Annotated in this window: 15 protein-coding genes; 12 read left to right on the top strand and 3 right to left on the bottom strand. The window is 61.5% G+C overall.

What is annotated here, in order from left to right; translation table 11 throughout:
- Window positions 1-244: 244 nt before the first annotated feature.
- Window positions 245-1585: a tetratricopeptide repeat protein gene (locus tag ACODSV_RS01905; protein WP_150054147.1), complete on the top strand. Its 1341-nt coding sequence runs from the start codon at window positions 245-247 to the stop codon at window positions 1583-1585.
- A 103-nt stretch (window positions 1586-1688) separates the two neighbouring features.
- Here the strand turns inward: ACODSV_RS01905 and ACODSV_RS01900 are convergent, their stop codons facing one another.
- On the bottom strand, window positions 1689-2681 hold the full coding sequence (locus ACODSV_RS01900) for a P1 family peptidase (protein ID WP_150054148.1): 993 nt from the start codon (window positions 2679-2681) through the stop codon (window positions 1689-1691).
- A 310-nt stretch (window positions 2682-2991) separates the two neighbouring features.
- Here ACODSV_RS01900 and ACODSV_RS01895 point away from each other — a divergent pair, with 310 nt between their 5' ends.
- From ACODSV_RS01895 to ACODSV_RS01865, 7 genes are read left to right on the top strand one after another with little or no spacing between them, the layout of a single operon-like run.
- A complete protein-coding gene (locus ACODSV_RS01895) occupies window positions 2992-5427 on the top strand; it encodes a TonB-dependent receptor plug domain-containing protein (protein WP_150054149.1) in 2436 nt (811 codons plus the stop codon).
- A 57-nt stretch (window positions 5428-5484) separates the two neighbouring features.
- Window positions 5485-6819, top strand: a complete 1335-nt coding sequence (locus tag ACODSV_RS01890; RefSeq protein WP_150054150.1) for an LLM class flavin-dependent oxidoreductase — start codon at window positions 5485-5487, stop codon at window positions 6817-6819.
- Window positions 6816-7730, top strand: a complete 915-nt coding sequence (locus tag ACODSV_RS01885; RefSeq protein WP_150095155.1) for a 5'/3'-nucleotidase SurE — start codon at window positions 6816-6818, stop codon at window positions 7728-7730. Before ACODSV_RS01890 ends, ACODSV_RS01885 begins: the two co-directional genes overlap by 4 nt.
- A complete protein-coding gene (locus ACODSV_RS01880) occupies window positions 7727-8707 on the top strand; it encodes an LLM class flavin-dependent oxidoreductase (protein ID WP_012723447.1) in 981 nt (326 codons plus the stop codon). The genes ACODSV_RS01885 and ACODSV_RS01880 overlap by 4 nt, the downstream gene beginning before the upstream one ends.
- Window positions 8704-9681, top strand: coding sequence for an LLM class flavin-dependent oxidoreductase (locus tag ACODSV_RS01875; protein ID WP_150054152.1), 978 nt, complete (start codon window positions 8704-8706; stop codon window positions 9679-9681). Before ACODSV_RS01880 ends, ACODSV_RS01875 begins: the two co-directional genes overlap by 4 nt.
- Window positions 9682-9697: 16 nt before the next feature.
- Window positions 9698-10675, top strand: coding sequence for an LLM class flavin-dependent oxidoreductase (locus tag ACODSV_RS01870; protein ID WP_093545150.1), 978 nt, complete (start codon window positions 9698-9700; stop codon window positions 10673-10675).
- Window positions 10668-11804: an LLM class flavin-dependent oxidoreductase gene (locus ACODSV_RS01865; protein WP_150054153.1), complete on the top strand. Its 1137-nt coding sequence runs from the start codon at window positions 10668-10670 to the stop codon at window positions 11802-11804. Before ACODSV_RS01870 ends, ACODSV_RS01865 begins: the two co-directional genes overlap by 8 nt.
- Window positions 11805-11811: 7 nt before the next feature.
- Here ACODSV_RS01865 and ACODSV_RS01860 read toward each other — a convergent pair whose 3' ends face one another.
- Together ACODSV_RS01860 and ACODSV_RS01855 are read right to left on the bottom strand one after the other, a co-directional pair.
- Complete coding sequence (locus ACODSV_RS01860) at window positions 11812-12891, bottom strand: sigma-54 interaction domain-containing protein (protein ID WP_043205148.1); 1080 nt, start codon at window positions 12889-12891, stop codon at window positions 11812-11814.
- Between the two features lie 187 nt (window positions 12892-13078).
- A complete protein-coding gene (locus ACODSV_RS01855) occupies window positions 13079-14146 on the bottom strand; it encodes a sigma-54 interaction domain-containing protein (RefSeq protein ID WP_093545144.1) in 1068 nt (355 codons plus the stop codon).
- A 345-nt stretch (window positions 14147-14491) separates the two neighbouring features.
- Between ACODSV_RS01855 and ACODSV_RS01850 the strand changes: the two genes are divergently transcribed.
- The 4 genes from ACODSV_RS01850 to ACODSV_RS01835 are packed head-to-tail and all read left to right on the top strand — an operon-like array spanning window position 14492 to window position 19589.
- Window positions 14492-15568: an ABC transporter substrate-binding protein gene (locus ACODSV_RS01850; protein ID WP_150054154.1), complete on the top strand. Its 1077-nt coding sequence runs from the start codon at window positions 14492-14494 to the stop codon at window positions 15566-15568.
- A gap of 14 nt (window positions 15569-15582) precedes the next feature.
- Window positions 15583-16809: an alpha/beta hydrolase family protein gene (locus ACODSV_RS01845; RefSeq protein ID WP_150054155.1), complete on the top strand. Its 1227-nt coding sequence runs from the start codon at window positions 15583-15585 to the stop codon at window positions 16807-16809.
- A gap of 13 nt (window positions 16810-16822) precedes the next feature.
- Window positions 16823-18028 (top strand): LLM class flavin-dependent oxidoreductase, encoded by a 1206-nt coding sequence (locus tag ACODSV_RS01840; RefSeq protein ID WP_093545135.1) that lies wholly within the window; start codon window positions 16823-16825, stop codon window positions 18026-18028.
- Between the two features lie 4 nt (window positions 18029-18032).
- Complete coding sequence (locus tag ACODSV_RS01835) at window positions 18033-19589, top strand: ABC transporter substrate-binding protein (protein ID WP_150054156.1); 1557 nt, start codon at window positions 18033-18035, stop codon at window positions 19587-19589.
- Window positions 19590-19611 lie beyond the last annotated feature (22 nt).

Below are 19611 nucleotides of genomic sequence, written 5' to 3'. Positions count from 1 at the left end.
CTGGGGTTGGTGGTGATCGCGCTGATGAAAAAACCACAGAGCTGCGCCTGAGTGTGCAAAAAGCAGCAGCAAAGCATTTCAAATGTGGGAGGGGGCTTGCCCCCGATACCGGTCGGTCATCAATGAATGAGCCAACTGACACGCCTCTATCGGGGGCAAGCCCCCTCCCACAGAGGTTCATCGCTGGTCGATGGCACAAGGTTTGCCCCTGTAACCGTCATCTGAATAAACGAGCCTCGCCACTATGTCACTGGATTACCTGGGCAACCCCATCGACACCACCGACCCCACCACCCGCCAAGGGCTGGACGACTTCATAGGCGGCTTCCTCGGCTACCAGCCCCGTGCCGAACGCATCCTTGCCACCGCCGATGCCGATCCCGGCTCCGCGCTGGCCAATGCGTTTGCCGGCTTGCTGCTGATGTTCAGCGAGTCGCCCGAGGGCCCGGCACTGGCGGAAAAATACCACCAACGTGCGGCGCACGCCGCTCACCCGCGCGCTCAGCTGTACCTTGGCGTGCTGCAAGCCTGGATCAAGGACGACCTCGATCAGGTCCTGCATTTGAGCGAAAACCTGCTCGACCGCTACCCCCGCGACCTATTCGCCGCCAAGCTCAACCAGTACCTGGAATTCAACCGCGGCAACTGGCCCGCCCTGTTGCGCATCGGCCTAAAGGCCACCGCTGGCGCACCCGATATTGCCCACAGCCACGGTCTGCTGGCCTTCGCCTACGAGCAATGCCACCTGCTTGAAGACGCCGAAGCCAGCGCGCTGCAAGCCTTGCGCCTGCAACCCTCGGAGCCTTGGGCCCAGCACGCCCTGGCCCATGTGATGCTGACCCAGGGACGTATCGAGGAAGGCACGGTATTCCTGGAAAGCGTGACCCATCACTGGGACGGTTTGAACTCGTTCATGTACACCCACAACTGGTGGCACCTGGCGTTGTTCTACCTGGCGCGGGGCGAGAATCAGCGCGTGCTGGAGATTTACGACCAACACGTGTGGGGCATTCTCCCGGAATACTCCCAGGACCAGGTCGGCGCCGTGTCCTTGCTCGCGCGATTGGAACTGGCCGGCATCGATGTGGGCGAGCGCTGGCAGGCGCTGGCACCGTACCTGCAACGCCGGGTCTGCGATACGGTACAGCCGTTCCTGAGCGTGCAGTACCTGTATGGCTTGGCCCGGGCGGGCAAGCCGGAGGCGGATAGGTTGCTGGCGACGTTGCGCCAGTACAGCTTTGACGCACGGCCGGTGTGGGGCGAAGTGACCCTGCCGTTGGCGAAGGGCTTATTGGCCCATGCACGTGGCGACTGGCAACAGTCGCTGGCGCAACTGACGATCGCCCTTCCCCGGCTGAATGAGATTGGTGGCAGCCACGCACAGCGCGATCTGTTTGCCCTGGTGGAGCTGGATGCACGAGTGAAGGCCGGGGATTGGTTGGGGGCGCAGCAGACACTGGAATTGCGGCGCCGGTATGACGGGGGGGATGTGCCGACGAATCGGAGTTTGGTACGGGTGTATGAGGCGTTGAAGTTGCCGGAGCTGGCGGCAAAGGCACAGACGCGCCTATCACCTTTCACCTGAGCAGCAGGAGCCGGCTTGTCGGCGTTAGCGGTCTGTCAGTTAACACAGGCGCAAGCTAAACCGCCGCCGTCGCCGGCGAGCCGGTTCCTACAGTGGATAGTGGCTAGCCCCTGGCACTGAACACCCCTCTGGCGATCGCCCGCGCCACGCAATCCGCAGCCGCCGAGCCAATACAACCAATCTCCACCTGCCGCCGTGGGCCATCGGTCAACTCAACCGCCGCCGACGCCAAGGCAAATACAGTGTCCCCATCAAACGGCAAATGCGCCGGACGCACCGCACGGGCAATTCCGTCCTGAGCCATGATCGCCACGCGCTTGCACTCAGCCACAGTGAGCCGAGCGGTACTGGCGACCACCACCAGCGTCGTGTTGGCCCCGGCTTGCAGGCGGCCCATCGAATCCAGGCGTGACAACTCCGGCATCGGGTCGCTGCAGTCCATCTCGGCTTCAGGCCGCCGGCCACCGAATTCCCCCGCGACTTCCCAAGGCCAGGCCCAGAACGTTTTACCGTCGGGCATGTACACCGAGCCAATGGGGTTGGCGACGACCAGTGCGGCGACGATCAATCCGTCACCCAGGTCCAGCGAGGCGGTACCCAGCCCGCCTTTCAATACACCGGCCATGGCGCCACGGCCGGCGCCCACCGAGCCCAACTCGAAATCTTCTCCAGCATTGGCCAGCGCTTCAAAGCCCAGGCGTCGGTAAGGCGGGTCCAGGCCCCAGTCCTTGTCGCCGCCGTTGGCCAGGTCGTGCAACACGGCGGCGGGCACTATGGGGATTGCCGGGGCGCCGGGTTTCAAGTGCAGACCCACCTCGTCCTGAGACAGTTTTGCCGCCACGGCATCCGCCGCGCCCAAGCCGAACACCGAGCCGCCGGCGAAAACCAGAGCGTGGAGTTGGCCGACCATGTTTTCGGGCTCCAAGGCGGCGGTTTCACGCCCGCCAGGGCCACCGCCGCGAATGTCGATGCTGGCAGTCCAGAAACCATTGGGGCGAATCACTGTGACGCCGGTGTCGACGCGCAGGTCCGTGGCGTGGCCGACCGTGAGGCCTGGGATATCGGTGAGGGCATTGCGCGGGCCGGGTCTAGGCATACAGAAATAGCTTCCTTGGGTTCAGGGTGTTGCGTGGGGAGAGCAAGTCGTGTGCCAAGCACAACCACCCAAGCCTTACGGCTCAATACCCGGTTGCCGATGAAAGCCCCTGCACAAAAACCAACACCCTGCCCTTCGACCTGTTAAAAAAACACCAACACCCCCGCTTACTACGCAATAAGCCTATGTTTTTAAACACTTTTAACAGATGGCACAGCCCTTGCTCTCCAGCCTTCCCACCAGAGCTTGAACTCAACAAGCCGTCCTCTATCAAGGCCCAACACCTTAAACCACTGGAGTATTTCCCATCATGAATGCATCACGCGCCACAGGTCGCCGACCCAGTAAGGCCTTCGCCCACACGTTGTTGTTTATTGCCCTGTACGAAGCCGCCAGCTACAGCAGCCTGACTCTCGCCGCCGACGCGCCGGCCAGCGATAACCCCTTGGACACCGTTGTGGTGATCGGCAACCGTGGCCAGGCGCGCACCCTGGCCGAGAGCACCGCACCGGTGGATGTGATCTCGTCCAAACAACTGCTCGCTACCGGCCAGGGCGACCTGACCCGCGCCTTGAGCAGAGTGCTGCCGTCCCTCAACCAGCCGGCGTCGTCGGGCTTCGGCTCAACCTCGGTGGTGCGCCCGGTCAGCCTGCGTGGCCTCAATGGCGACCAGGTGCTAGTACTGGTCAACGGCAAGCGCCGCCATAACAGCGCGCTGCTCAACAACGGTACCTACCTCAACTCTGGCTCGCAACCGGTCGACCTGGACATGATCCCCACCGCCCTGGTGGATCACGTCGAAGTGCTGCGCGACGGCGCCTCGGCCCAGTACGGTTCGGATGCGATCGGTGGAGTGGTGAACATCGTGCTCAAGCAGACCGACCACGGCGGCAGCCTATCCACCAGCTACGGCCAGAACTATGAAAACGGCGACGGCGAAACCGCGCGGCAAACCGGCAATGTCGGCCTGGCGCTGCCCAACGACGGTTTTATCAACCTCGCCCTGGACGTGAAGAAACAGAAGATCTCCGACCGCTCCGACAACGCGCCGTATACCGACTCGGCCGGCAACACCAGCCTGCAACACACCTACTACGGCACCGGCCTGCCCGAGGCACGTAACTTCAGTTTCGGCTACAACGCCGAGCTGCCGGTGGACGATGCCCTCACGCTCTACTCATTCTCCACCTACACCCGCCGCAACTCGGAAAAACCGCTGGCTTTCCACCAACCCGCGAGTTTCAACGGCATCGCCACGCCGTTCACCGAAGGCGTCGAAGACACCCTGCGCTTTATCGAAAATGACTTCCAGGTGGCGTTCGGCGGCAAGGGCGAACTGGCCGGCTGGAACTACGACCTGTCCAGCACCTACGGCCAGGACCACGCTGAAGCCACCCTGCGCCACACTTACAACCTGAGCTATGGCCTGGATTCGCCGACCTCGGTGGACACCGGTGTGAAAACCTTCAGCCAGTGGACCAACAACCTCGACCTGACCCGCGCCTTCGACCTTGGCCTGCACAAGCCCACACAGATTTCCTGGGGCCTGGAACAGCGCTACGAGAATTACAAGATCGGCAAAGGCGACTACGCCTCCTACGCCAGCGGCCCGTTCACCACCGGCGCCAACGGGGGCCTGATCGCACCGGGCACCATCTCGGGGGCCGGCACCACGCCTGAAGATGCCGCGCAAAAAGGTCGCACCAGCTTGGCCGGCTACGGCGAGATCGGCCAGGACTTCACCGATAAATGGCACGTGGACCTGGCCGGTCGCTACGAGCACTACAACGATGGCTCGGGCACCACCACCAATGGCAAGTTCGCCACCCGCTACCAGTTGACCCCAATCCTGGCGGTACGCGGTTCCTTCAGCACCGGTTTCCGCGCGCCGTCATTGGCCCAGCAAATCTATAGCTCCACCTCGCAAACCAGCGTCAACGGCCAACTGTTCGACTACCGCAACGTCGCGGTGAACTCCGATGTCGCCAAGGCCCTTGGTGCCGAAAACCTCAAGCCTGAAAAATCCACCAACTTCGGCCTCGGGCTGACCCTGCAACCGACGGACGCCACCAGCATCACCCTCGACGCCTACCAGATCAAAATCAAGGACCGCATCGCACAAACCGGCTACCTGGGCGGCACGCCTCAGATTAGCGCGATCCTCGCCGCCGCCGGCCTCAACCCGAACCAGGCCGTCACCTACTTCACCAACGCCCTCGACACCACCACCCGCGGCGTCGACCTGGTGGGCGACTACCGCCAGAGCATCGGTGCTTACGGCAACCTGCGCTATACCCTGGGCTTCAACTGGAACACCACGCAGATCGACGACATCCACGCCTCCAGCGTGGCCCAGCAAGCCCTCGGCCCAACCGGTGGTTATGACCGCCAGCGCCAGGGCAACCTCAAGTACGGCCTGCCGCAATCCAAATTGCTGCTGGGCACCACCTGGACCTACGAAAAACTCGAACTGGGCCTGAACCTGACCCGCTACGGCGAATACACCCAGTACGGCACCGCCGAAGCCTTCGACCGCACCTTCTCGCCGGCGTGGATCACTGACCTGAACATCGACTACCACCTGACCCCGGCAATCACTCTGAATGCCGGTGCCAACAACCTGTTCAACCAGTACCCGGAGCGCACAAAGCTGGCCAGCAGCTCCGGCGCGTTCCCCTACGGCAACTTCTCGCCGTACGGCACCACCGGCGGCTATTGGTACACCGGCGTGACCTACAACTTCTGATCCCGCTCCACGGGCCGGTTCGCCGGCCCCTTGCCTGACTCAAATGGGAGCCTGTCCATGACCCGCCGTACCGATCAACTCAAACTGGGGGCCTTCCTCGCCAACAGCGGCCATCACGTCGCCGCCTGGCGCCACCCACTGGCCCAGGCCGATGCGAGCCTGGATTTCGAGCACTTCAAGCACATCGCCCAAACCGCCGAACGCGGCAAGTTCGACGCCCTGTTCATCGCCGACGTGGTTGCGCTGTGGGGACATCATCACGACGCGCTCAGCCGTACCGCCCGTGCCGAGCACTTCGAACCGCTGACCTTGATGTCGGCCTTGGCGGCCGTCACACACAAGATCGGCCTGATCGCCACCGCGACCACCACCTACAACGAGCCGTACCATATCGCGCGCAAGTTCGCCTCCCTGGACCACCTGTCCAAAGGCCGCGCCGCCTGGAACCTGGTGACCTCGGTCGTCTCCGATGAAGCCTGGAATTTCGGCCGCGAACACCATGTGGACCACGGCGACCGCTACCAGCGCGCCGAAGAGTTCCACGACGTGGTCAAGGGCCTGTGGGACAGCTGGGACGACGACGCCTTCACCCGCGACAAGGCCAGCGGCGAGTATTTCGACCCGACCAAACTGCACACCCTCAACCACCGCGGCGAGCATTTCTCCGTGCGCGGCCCACTGAATGTGGCGCGCCCGCCCCAGGGCCACCCGGTGCTGGTGCAGGCCGGTGCATCGGAGCCGGGCAAACAGCTCGCCGCCCGTGTGGCCGAGCTGATTTTTGCCCACGCCCATCATCGGCAAGACGCCCAGGCGTTCTACCAGGACATCAAGGCCCGTGCCGCCGCCCTGGGTCGTAACCCGGACCACGTCAAGATCCTGCCCGGCGTCACGCCATTTATCGCCGACACCCGCGAACAGGCCCAGGCGTTGTTCGAGGAATTCCAGGCCCTGATCGACCCAGTGCTGGGCCTGCGCCTGCTGGCCGATACCCTCGGCGATGACATCGACCTGTCCGGCCATGACCTTGACGGCCCGTTGCCGGATACACCGGTGGGCCAACGTGGCAGCCGTCGCGACAAGGTGCTGGAACTGGCGCGCACGGAAAACCTCAGCATCCGCCAACTGTACCTGCGCCTGGCGGGCGGCAACCCGGTGATAGGCACCGCCGAGGACGTGGCCGATCACTTCGAGACATGGTTCCAGGCACGCGCCTGCGATGGCTTCAATGTGTTCTTCCCCTACTTCCCTGGCGCCATCGACGTGTTCGTCGATCAGGTGATTCCGTTGCTGCAGGCGCGTGGGCTGTTTCGCCAGGAATACGAGGGCACCACCCTGCGCGAAAACCTCGGCCTGCCGCGCCCGGACAACCGCTTTACGGGAGAGAGGGCATGAAACGCAGCGCCTGGATGCTCGCCTTCGCCAGCTTGATCGCCCCCAAAGCCTTCGCCTTGAACATCTTGCTGAGCAATGACGACGGCTATCAGCATCCGAACATTCGCGCACTCTACACCCAGCTGAAAGCCCAGGGGCACACCGTGAAGATTGCCGCGCCGCAAAGTGACCAGAGTGCACGCGGCGGCGCGTTCTTTTTCGGACGCGAAGTCACAGTCGGCCACGACACCGACCCAGCCTACCCCGACAGCTACTACATCAGCACCTCCGATAAAGGCGTGTGCCAGAGTCCCGAATGCGCCGGCAAAGAGGTCCAGATCGAAATCAGCGGCACGCCGGTGATGGCCCTGCTGATGGGCCTGGACAAGGTGCTGCCCCACCCCGACCTGGTGATCGTCGGCCCCAACCCCGGCAATAATCTTGGGGCGATCAATATGGCTTCCGGCACCTTCAATGCGGCCAGCGTGGCGTTGCAATCGGGTATTCCGGCATTGGCGGTGAGCACCGACCTGAAGGAGCAAGACCCACAGCGCGCCGCCCAATTGGTGGCAAAACTGGTCGACACCCTCGACCGGCATCGCCAACCCGACGGAGCCCTGCTACCGCCGGGACTGGGCTTGAATATGAACCTGCCCAAGGACACGCAGATCAAGGGCGTGAAACTCACCCATGTGGGCAGTTACGTGGGCTTCGAAGCGCGCTACACCGATGACCTCAAGCAATTCAACCTGCCGGGCAAACCGGGCATCGGCTTCCAATACAGCCCCGCCGCGACTGCCGCGCAGCAAAACGATGAGGCGGTGTGGCTGAACAAGGGCTACCTGACCATCAGCCCGTTCAGTGGCCTGCCGGAATCCATCAACGCCGGACCCGCGTTGCAAAAGCAATTGGCCCGTGAGGTGAAGCCATGAGTGGCGGTTTTTCCCTGGGCTTTTTGAGCCGGGTCTACAGCCCGCAATTTGATCCGAGGGTATATCGCGACACCCTGGAACTGTTCAGAGTCGCTGAAGAACTGGGTTTCGACAGCGGCTGGGTGGCGCAGCACCACTTCGCCAGTGAACACGGGCGCCTGCCCGCGCCGCTGGTGTTATTGGCCGCCATTGCCCAGCGCACGCGACATATCAGCCTGGGCACCGGGATTGTCGTACTGCCCCAGGAAGTGCCGCTGCGCCTGGCCGAAGATGCGGCCGTGCTGGATGTGTTGAGCAATGGCCGGCTGGAACTGGGCCTTGGCGCGGGTTTCGATCCCGAGACATTCCTGGCGTTTGGCCGCGAACATGAGGCGCGCCATCGTGACTACGAACAGCACCTGCAACAACTGCGCAACGCCCTGGGCAATATGCCGCTGACCGACAGCGGCTCACGCCTGTTGCCACGCGCCAACGGCTTGAGACATCGCCTGTGGGAAGCCACTTCGCGGGTAGAACAGGTCGCCGAACGTGGCCACGGCCTGATCATGGCACCCAATCCGCATTTGCCTGCCCAAGCCGGTGTTGAACTGGTGAACCGCTACCGCAGCGCCTGGACCGGCGACAACGGCACGCCCGCCCGCGTCGCACGGGTGCAGGCGTTGCTCGCCGCACCGGACGACGCCACACGCCGTGATATCCAGGCCTATGTGCAACGCCAGCAAAGCATCGGCGTACTCAAGGGCACGCTGGACGCTGACTTCGACACCACCCTCAAGCGTCTCGGTGTGTTGCACGGCCCGGTGGAGCAGATCATCGAGCAATTGCAGCAAGGCCCGCCATTGACAGCCCACGACCAACTGATCCTGCAAGTCCAAACCACCAGCACGCCGTTGCGCGAGGCGATCCGTGCGCTGGAGATCATCCGCCAACACATCGCACCAGCACTGGGCTGGCAGCCCACAGGAGCCCCCTCATGACGTTCAAATTGGGTTTCCTCAGCCACGCTTTTGGTGATGACCCCCGGCAGGTCTACCGCGACCTGATCGAACAATTCGAAGTGGCTGAAGCCCTTGGCTTCGACGGTGGTTGGATTGCCCAGCACCACTTGAGCAATGGCTTTGGTCGTCTTCCTTCACCCTTGGTGCTGCTGGCGGCCGTTGCCGAACGCACGCGGCATATCGAACTGGGCACCGGGGTGATTGTGTTGCCATTCGAGGACCCGATCCGCCTGGCCGAAGACGCTAGCGTGCTGGACGCTCTGAGCAGCGGGCGCGTGCAATTGGGCCTGGGCAGTGGTGGCGCCAACCTCGATAACTTCAGCGCTTTTGATCGCGACCCAAGCAGGCGCCAGGCGGATTTTGCTGAGCGCCAGCAACGTTTGCAGCGCCTGCTGGAAGGTAAACCGCTGACCGGCGAATTAACGTTGCAACCGCCTGCAATCGGTCTGGGCGAACGCCTTTGGCATTCCCACGGCAGCACTGACGGCGCGGTCTATACCGCCCGACAAGGCAATGGACTGCTGCTGGGCACCGCCACCCATGATCCGCTCACCGTGCAAAAGCCTTTGGCGGATGCCTACCTGCAAGCCTGGTCGAGCAGTGAACGCGCACCGCGTATCGGCGTGGTTCGTGCCATTTTCCCCGCCATCGACCGCGCCAGCGCCCAGGCCGAACTGTCGGTGGATATCGAGCGGCATATCCCGCGCCTGCAACGTGAGGGCCTGATCGACGAAGCCTTGGATTTGCAGGAACACCTGCGCTTGATGAACGTGCACTACGGCCATCCCGATGAAGTGATCGAAAGCTTGCAACAGGACCCGTCGCTGCTGCCTTATGCTGACTACATGATTGCTGTGGTTCAGGCCGAAAGCTCGACCCAGGCACAAATTCTCAAACGTTTGGAAATCCTGGCCCAGGACATCGCCCCGGCCTTGGGTTGGAAAAAACGATGAATAATGGAGCTTATGCATGCCCCTGGAATTCAGCTGGTTGATGCCCTTGTGTACCCCAGACTGGGCGGCGCGGCCGGGACAATGGGTTCAATTGGCCCAGGCTGTGGAATACGCCGGGCTCGATGGCCTTTGGATTCCGGGCGGCGTGTTATGTGCCGACAGCCTGGGCGTGGCGGCAGCCTTGTGCGCGCATACACGCAGCGTGCAGTTGTCGGTGAGCGTGCCGCCGGAAGTGATGCTGCCAGCCGCGCTGGCCACTACCCTGCAAAGCCTGCAGTCGATCAGCGGCCACCGTGTGCGGCTACATTTACCCAACAGCGAACACAGTGCCTTTGGGGAGTGGCTCAACCGCGACCAACGCAGCGAACGCATTGGCGAATATCTGGAACTGTTGCAACGACTGCTGGCTTCCAACACCGGCGGGTTCGACTATCAGGGCCGTTATTTCCAACTGGAGAACGCCGGCTTCACCCGCCGCGAAATACCCGCCCCATCGTTGCTACTGGACGACACCCAGAGCCATGCGCTGGTGGCGGCACATGCCCAGACCTGCCTGTTAGCGCCTGGCCATCCACAACGACTGGCCCAGGAGATACAGCACTGGCGACAGGTCCAACCTACGCTCGACTTTGCCTGCACGTTTGGGTTGATCCTCGGCGACAGCGAAGACCTCGCCTGGGAGACCGCCGCCGCTTTATTATCGGCTCCTCAATTGCCCGAAGAACCCCTGGCCACCCTGCCCCGTGCACGCCACCCGCTGCGCCAGTGGGAAGTGCATCCCAACCTGCTGCAAAGGGAAGCCGGCCAACCGCTGATCCTGGTGGGCACCCCGCAACAAGTCGCTACACGCCTGCAAGAACTGCACGGAATTGGCTTGAATCACCTGATCCTGGAGGGCGGGCCGTCAGTCAGCGAAGTGCTGCGCTTTGGCGAACAGGTTTTACCGTTGCTTTTCCAACAGGGTTTGCGCAAGGAGCGCCTGCACCATGACTGATGATTTACGCCCACCGATCCAACTGGACTGGTTTTTACCCACCAATGGCGATGGCCGTCACCTCACCAGCAGCGGCTTGCCAAAGGTCGGATTGTTCCAGCAAGGCGAGCGTGCACCGACGCTGAACTACCTGCGCCAGATCGTACGCGCCACCGAGCAGGCCGGCTTCGACGGCATCATGGTGCCCACCGCTGCCGGGTTTGAAGACCCATGGCTGATCACTGCGGTGCTGGCCCAGGAAGTGCGCCGCCTGAAATTCCTCCTGACGCTGCGACCGGGCACCGAGCTTCCAGCCTATACCGCCCACCGCGCGGCGACGTTGCAACTGCTCAGCGAGAATCGTCTGGCGTTGCATGTGGTGACCGGCTCCAGCCGTTTTGAACAGCGCTCCCTCGGAGATTTTCTCGAACACGATGAACGTTACGCACGCACCGCAGAATTTCTGCAGGTGTTCCAGTCCGTGTGGGCAGCCCAACCGCCCGCGCATCAGGGACGTTACTACCGCAGTGGCATTCAAACGCCGATTGCGCCAGGCGCACACGTACCGCCAATTTACTTTGGCGGCGCCTCCGAAGCCGCCGAGCGTGTCGGTGCGGCCCATGGGCAAACATATCTGATGTGGTGCGAACCGCCGGTCATGATCGCCGAACGCATCCAACGCATGCGTGACCTGGCTGCCGCCCAAGGCCGTACTCTGCGCTTCGGTCTACGTCTGCACGTGTTCGCCGCTGTCACTGACGACGCGGCGTGGGCCCACGTGGAACGGCTGCTGGAAGAAATCCCAACGGATACCATTGACCATGCACAACGGCAGATGGCGGCATATGAGTCGGTGGGGCAAAGCAGGCAGACGCAGTTGATGCAGGGCCGTGGGCGCGGCGCTCGGGAACTTGAGGTGTCAGCCAATCTTTGGGCCGGGGTAGGCTTGGTACGCGGCGGCGCAGGAACAGCGTTGGTCGGCAGTTATGCGCAGGTGGCAGAGCGAATCGAGGAGTACCACCAGTTGGGGGTGGACAGTTTTATTCTGTCGGGTTTTCCCCATTTGGAGGAAGCGATTCACCTGGGCGCGCAGTTGCTGCCTCAGCTACGCCGTATAGGTAACCCACCCAGCCAGGTCAAACAAGGTTGAACGCAGATCAGGGTTTTGCTCGACCTTTGAGCATGCCGTGATTGACCAGTAAGGTGCGCATGGCGTTGCGGGTAATACCCAGCAGTTGCGCGGTGCGTAACTGGTTGAAATCGCAGTAGGCAAAAGCCTCGCGAACCATCAGCTCCTCAATATCGTGCAAGAGCGAATCACCTGGAACGTCGAACAATCGCAAAAACTGTTCGCGAAGCACTTCCTGAGGAAGCTTTTGCACCCCGTTGGAACTTGCGTCTTGCAATGCACTAAGGCCTGCCGAGAACTTCAAGTGCTCGGGGCGGACCGGTCTGTCGCCGGCCACCAATAAAGCCAAGTGAACAACGTTCTCGAGCTCTCGGATATTCCCCGGCCAGGGATAATCGAGCAGCGCCTGAGTAGCCGACTCCGAAAGCATAGGCTCATTGATTTTAAGGCGGGCGCTGTAGAGTTTCCTGAAGTGTTCCACCAACGGCAGAATGTCCAAGGGACGTGCCCTTAACGGCAGAACTTCCACTTGGGCGACGTTTATTCGATAGAACAGATCGAGCCGAAAATTGCCTGCTTCAATGGCCTGTTCCAAATTGACGTTGGTAGCCGTCACCAATCGGATGTTGATCTTGATCGGTTTGCGCGAGCCGACCCGAACCACTTCCTGTTCCTGTAGGACACGCAGCAATTTAACTTGCAAAGGCAGCGGCAGATCACCAATCTCATCGAGAAACAGTGTCCCTCCATCTGCCTCCTCGAACCAGCCGGCTCGCCGACCGACAGCTCCGGAAAACGAACCGGCCTCATGGCCAAAAAACTCGCTTTCAGCCAGGGTCTCACTGATCGCACCGCAATTGACCGCAATAAAAGCGCCAGTGCGGCCACTGCTCGAATGGATGTAGCGCGCCACCAACTCCTTACCGGTGCCCGTCTCTCCATTGATCAACACTGGCGCGTCACTGGGCGCCACCCGCTGCAGATACTCCAGCAACTGCCGAGACCGGGGGTCGGCAAATACCAGCGCTTTCGCTCGGATTGAAAGAGGATCTTTATCGCCCTGAGGCAATGTCAAAATCGGGCTGGGGTGTCCGCGCGGGATGTTCATAGACAATTTCCAATGGCGGCCATGAAGGAATTAACAGTACTTTACTGCTCGCGCCATATAACAAGAAATATTAAAAAAACATGAGGATATAACCTTGCACCATAGCGACTGAGGCGTCAGGTACAACCAATCGCCTACTCGCATGAACGATCAAAAACGACCATTGCTTTAGTTGCGGATAGATCAGTTAAATTCTCGCTGACGCTCCCAACTCACCAATCTTTTCCAGTCGTGCCCGGACAATGTTGCGACTGATATTGAGCAGGCGCCCAGTTTGCAATTGGTTGCCATGGCAGTACCGGTAAGCAGCACGAAAGATCGTCTCTTCAATATGCTCGTAAAGGTCAGGAATATTCTGTTCGAATAACGCATTGAGGGCCGTTTCCAAGTCCACGGGGCCGCTGAGGGCAGCTGGCGTATGGGTAGCCTCTTCCTGGCGAATACCCGAGGATCGCATGTCCACCAGATGAAGATCCGGCGGCTGCACCAACTGGTTGCGGCACACCAGCAAGGCGTGGTGAATGGCATTTTCAAGCTCGCGGATATTGCCCGGCCAGCTATGTTCCAACAGCTTTCGCTCAGCATCGATGCTCAACGTGGCGCGGTTGTACCCCAGTCGCTGGCAGTGCTCTTCGAGAAAAAATTCCGCCAGGGGCAGGATATCGCCCGGCCGCTCGCGCAGAGGCGGCAGTCGAATGGTGGCGACGTGCAGACGGTAGAACAAGTCTTCGCGGAAGTTACCTGCAACGACGGCATCGGCAAGGTTAACGTTAGTGGCGGCCACCAGCCGCACATTGATCGGGATCGGTGTCCGCGAGCCCAGGCGCACCACTTCGCGCTCCTGCAAAACGCGCAGCAACTTCACCTGCATGTTCAACGGCAGATCACCTATCTCATCGAGAAACAGCGTGCCGCCGTCGGCGGCTTCAAACCAACCGGCCTTCTGGGTGGTAGCGCCGGTGAACGCGCCTTTCTCGTGGCCGAACAATTCGCTTTCCACGAGGGTCTCGGCAAACGCGCCGCAGTTCACCGCCACGAAAGGTTCACGTCCGCGACGGCTCAGATGATGGATATGCCGTGCGACCAATTCCTTGCCGGTCCCGGTCTCGCCAATGATCAAGGTATTGGCTTCGCTGGGTGCCAGACGTTCAATACGTGACAGTAACTCCTGGGAGCGCGGGTCCTTGAAGACCAGCACGGTGGCACGCACCGACTTGGTCAATTCGCGAGGATTGGGATGGGTGATCAGCGACATGGTGCGTTCCTGGCAGTAAAAGCGCGTGCTCAATAGTGCATGAAGTTTTCTAGACCATTTAATTATAAATTAATATTTATATATTCCATTATCACATATACCAACAACATGACCTCCCACTGCTGCTGGAGCAGCAACGGGCCAGCACCCACGTGTTCGTCCACCAGCAGCAGATCAGACAGGCCATTGCTACCTCAAACGCGGCAGCCCACGCAGCACGCGGTCTAGAGCGATTTTTCCAGCTGCTGGCATGCAATCTGCTCTCTCCCTCCCAACACCATCCCCTGTAGGAGCCGGCAAGCCCGCGCCTACAAAGGGTTTTGAATTCAGGTAGGGAGAAACCTCATGAGAAATTTCTGGCACAGAAGCCTCATCGCTCTGTTCGGCCTACTGGCAAGCAGCGCGGCGCTCGCCGAGTCGGCTGCCCCGGCCTCGGTAAAAATCGCTATCGTGGCCTACACGCAAGGTGGCAAGCCAGTGTTTGGCGGGATTGCCGGCCGCGTGATCGAAGACGGTTGGCTGGAGGCCCAACTGCGCGAGCGCGGGGTGAAACTCGAATGGATCGCCCTACCCCACGCCGGCGCTGGCCCGCAGATCAACGAAGGGTTCAGCAACAACAGCCTGGACTTCGCCGTACGCGGAGACCTGCCCTCAGTGATCGCCGGTGCCGGCGGTGTGCCGGGCAAGCTGATCGTGCCCGGCGGCAGTGGTAACAACATTTACCTGGTGGTGCCCGAAGGCTCCAGCGCCAAGACCATCGAAGACCTCAAGGGCAAGCGCTTGGCCCTGCACCGTGGCCGGCCTTGGGAGTTCGCATTCAGCAACTTCCTCGCCAGCAAAGGCCTGAAACTCGATGACTTCAAGATCGCCAACCTCAACCCGCAGGTCGGCGCGGCAGCGGTGTCTGCCGGCAAGGTCGATGCAGCTGTGTTGCTCAGCGAGGCCTATGCCCTGGAAGACAAAGGCGTGGGCAAGATCATCTGGTCGACCAAACAGGGCAGCAATGACTGGCGCCTGATCTCCGACCTATGGGGCACCGAGTCTTTCGTGCAGCAGCATCCAGACATCACCCAATTGCTGGCGACCGCCTGGGTCAAGGCAGCGTGGTGGATTTCTCAACCGCAAAACCAGGATGCCTATTACCAACTGTCCTCCCGTGCCGGTACCGCTGAAAGCGTGCTGCGCCGCGACGACCAAAACGACCCAGTGACCTGGAAGGAACGCTGGGCGCCGAAAAGCGATGCGCAACTCAAGGCCCACTATCAGGCCCTCACCGCCTACGCCCTGGCCAACCATCTGATTCGCGACACTTATGACATCGGCCCGTCACTGGCTACCGGCTTTACCAACCAGGCTTTGATCGACCTGAAACTCACCGACTACTGGCCGGCACTGCGTGGCCAGGTCAGCACCAATCCTTGATAGGGAAATTGATAATGAAACTGCCACATTCTTTCGCCTTCGGTCTCAGCGTACTGGCCTTGTCCATGAGCGCGTTCGCCGCTGACGTATACGCCCCAAAAACGGACCCACTACAAGGTGATGGCCGCGTCTCGGCGTTCTACACCTGGGAAAAGGCCATTCCGGCCATTCCCGGAAAGCTGTTACGCAGCGAACCGCTGGACAAGACCATCAGCCTGGCAAACGCCGCCAGCGCGCAACGCATCCTCTACACCTCCACCGATGGCATCGATAATAAAACCCCAGTAGTGGTTTCCGGCGCGTTGTTCCTGCCCAAGGGCACACCGCCGGCCGGCGGTTGGCCGGTCGTAACCTGGGGACATGGCACTGTTGGCGTCGCAGATGTGTGTGCGCCGTCCTGGCAAGGTCGCTCCTACCGCGATGTGGCGTACCTCAACCGCTGGCTGGCAGAAGGGTTTGCGGTGGTCGCCACCGACTACCAAGGGCTCGGCGTACCCGGCGGCCACCCGTTGCTGAACAGCCGCATGGCCGCCTACGGCATCCTCGACGCCGCCAAGGCTGTAGTTGCAGGCGTACCTGGGTTGGCTGACAAGGTGTTGATCGTCGGCCAGTCCCAAGGCGGGGCAGGCGCGTTTGCCGCAGCGGCCTATGCCGCCACTTACGCCCCGGACCTTGGCGTCAAGGGCAGCATCGGCACCGGCGTGATCTACACCCTCGACTACGCGAAAAACCCCAGCGAGGAAGTGCGCAATAAAGTCGACCCGACCCTGGCCTACGGCTTCTATACCTTGCTCGCCGCCCAGCAATACGACCCGAGCATCAACCCGGCGGACTTCTACACCGACAAGGCGCTGCCCATCTTCGAACAGGCTCGCACTAGCTGTCTGTTCGCTCTAGAAGGCGACGTGGAGGGCCTGGGCCTGAGCATTGCCAACACCAAGAAAGATTACAAAGGCAAACAGCTCGCGCCGTGGCTCGCGCAAGTCGCCTACCCCACCCTGAAAACGTCCAAACCGGTGTTCATCGGTACCGGTGCCGAAGACGTCACCCCAGCCGCCGCGACCCAGGTCAAGCTGATGCAGGACGCCTGCAACGCCGGTTCCGTAGTCGAAGGCCACCTGTACAAAGGCCTGGGCCACAGCGCGACGGTCAATGCCTCGCTCAAGGACTCGATCCCATTCGCCCACAAAGTCATCAATGACCAGCCGATCACCCCAGTCTGCGCCCCAACCGCGCAGTAAGCAGGAGGCTTGCATGAGCATCGAATTTTTTACTCGCCTGCCGCTACACGGCGAAACCCAGTTCCTGCCGGGCGACCCGCGTAACCGTGGCGACTGGCATCGGGGCGGTCCCGACAGCACCGGGGCTGTGTCCGGGTTCAGCGTGGGCGACCACTTCACTTACATCGACTACCTGGGCCAGATCGCCAAGGCCGCCGAGATCAATAAGTTCGGCGGTGTGTTGATGGTCAACGCGCCCAGCGGCGAAGAGCCGTGGACGGTGTGCTCGCTGCTGGCCCGCGAAACTCGTACCCTGCAATTTGTCACCGCGTTCCAACCCTACCACTACACCCCATGGGTGGCCGTGCAGCAGGCGGCGACCTACCAACGCGCCACCGGCAACCGCCTGGTATGGAACATCATCAACGGCGGCTCGGACGCAATCCAGCGCCAGGTCGGCGACTACAGCGACCACGATGCACGCTACGAGCGCGCCACCGAATTCATGGACGTGGTCAAGGGCTATTGGCACAACGAGTCGTTTCACTACGATGGCAAATTTTACAAGGCCGACGGTGGGGGCTTGCGCGCGCCGCTGAAAAAGGCGCAGTTGCCGCTTATCTGCACGGCTGGCTCATCCATCGCTGCACGGGAGTTCGCCGCCAAGCACGCGGATTTCTACTTGATGCGTGCCGAGCACCCGGATGAAATCACCGCTCTGATCGCCGACCTGCGCCAACGTGCGTTGAAATGGGGGCGCACCGATATTCGCTTCGGCCTGTCGATTGATGTGATCACCCGAGAAACCGAAGAACTGGCGCGCACTGAAGCCAAGCGTTTCTTCGAGGAAGGCATCGCCCGTGGCGCGGTCAAGGCCGTCGCCGCCCACGCAGGGCTGCGCACCGCGCGCAAACTGAGCTACGAGCACGGTTTTGCCGAGAAAAACGAGGCGCAGGGTTTCGAAGACTTTTTTATCCACCCGAACGTGTGGGCTGGCTTCGGCTATATCGGCATCCCACCGGGCTGCGCGCTTGTAGGCAGTTATGAAAACGTGGTGGCGCGGATTCGCGAATACAACAACCTCGGCATCGACCTGTTCTTCCTCGCCGGCTATCCGCACCTGGAAGAAGCCTACCGACTCGGCGAGCATATCCTGCCGCACTTTCGCAGCGAACGCTCAGTGTTGAGCCGTCCCCTGGAGCCGGTGCGCGAACTGCACTCGGCCAACGGCGGAGCCTGAAACCATGACCTTACTGCTGAGCCGTCGAGACTTTCTCGGCTACAGCGCGACCGCCGGCGGCGCACTGCTGCTGGCGGGTTGCGGCCTGAATGACGCACCGGCTGCCGCCGCTGGCAGCGACCAGCCACGCTACGGCGGCCGCCTGCGCCTGGGGATTCTCGACGGCAACCAGAGCGGCAACCTGGACGCGCATAAACCGGTGGGCAGCGGCATCGTTCGCGGCTTTGCGCTGTACAGCAAGTTGTGGGAGTGGGATGAGCACATGCAGCCGCGCTTGGCACTGGCCGAGTTTGCCGAGCCCAACGCGGATGCCAGCACCTGGACCCTGCGCTTGCGTCCGGGCCTGGAGTTCCACAACGGTAAGACCATTGACGCCGACGACCTGATGTTCTCGATCCGCCGGCTCACCGATCCGCAACTGGCCTCGCCGTATGCGGCACTGTTGCACTGGGTAGACCGCGACAACCTGGTCAAACTCGACAACCGCACCGTGCGCCTGAACTTTCGCGACGGCCGCAGCTATATGCCGCTGGCCGAAACCTGGGTCAACTTCGGCGGAATCGTGCCGGTGGATTACCACCCGGTCACCAATCCGGTGGGTGCCGGCCCCTATAAACTGAAAAGTTTTACCCCTGGCCAGCGCTCGCTGTTCACGCGTTTCGAGAATTACTACAAGGAGGGCAAACCCTACGCCGACGAGCTGGAAATCATCGATTTCAAGGATCAGGTCTCACGCCTCGCCGCACTGCGCGCCGGGCAGATCGACATGGCCAACTCGATGCCCACCGAACAGCTGCCGATTCTGGAGAAGGACCCACGGTTGAAGATCATCAAATCGGTGACCGGCAACTGGCTGTCCTTCGATATGAATCTGGAAAAGCCGCCCTTCAACGACCCGCGGGTGCGCGAGGCGTTTCGCTTGCTGGCCGACCGTGAAGAACTGGTACACCGCGCACTGAATGGCCAGGGCCGAGTGGCTAATGATTTGTATGCGCCCAGTGATCCCACCTTCAACCACAGCCTTGGCCCGCGACCGTATGCCCCTCAGCGCGCAGCGCAATTGCTCAAGGACGCCGGCCAGGAAAACCTCGAGGTGGAACTGATCACCACCCCGGGCCCAGGCTTGAGTTCAGCGTTAGTGCTGGCTGAGCAGGCCAAGCGCATCGGCGTCACCCTTAAGGTCAAGCAAGTAGACCTCGCCACTTTCCAGGGCCCGCTGAAAAACGATTGGACCCTGAGCACCGGCGGCAGCATCGGTGCACCGTTCCTCGCCAGTGCAATCCACACCGACGCCCCCTTTGCGGTATCCAACAAGACCCACTTCAACGACGCGCAATTCAGCGAACTGTTCCTCGCCGCCATGGCCCAGCCCGACCTGGAAAAGCGCAAGGTTCTGGTGCATCAGGTGCAGCAGATCCAGTACGAACGCGGCGGCATGTTGATCTGGGGGTATGCCGACCTTCTGGACAGCGTTTCCACGCGCGTCGGTGGGGCCCAGGCAGAAGAGTCGCTGTTCAGCACCTGGCGCTTCGAGAAGCTCTGGCTCAAAGACACGGCCTGACACATCACTCCCCGTAGGAGCC

The organism is Pseudomonas sp. FG86, assembly GCF_057808775.1.
Note: the sequence above shows the minus strand (reverse complement) of the source record. Positions and strands in the feature narration are given on the sequence as shown.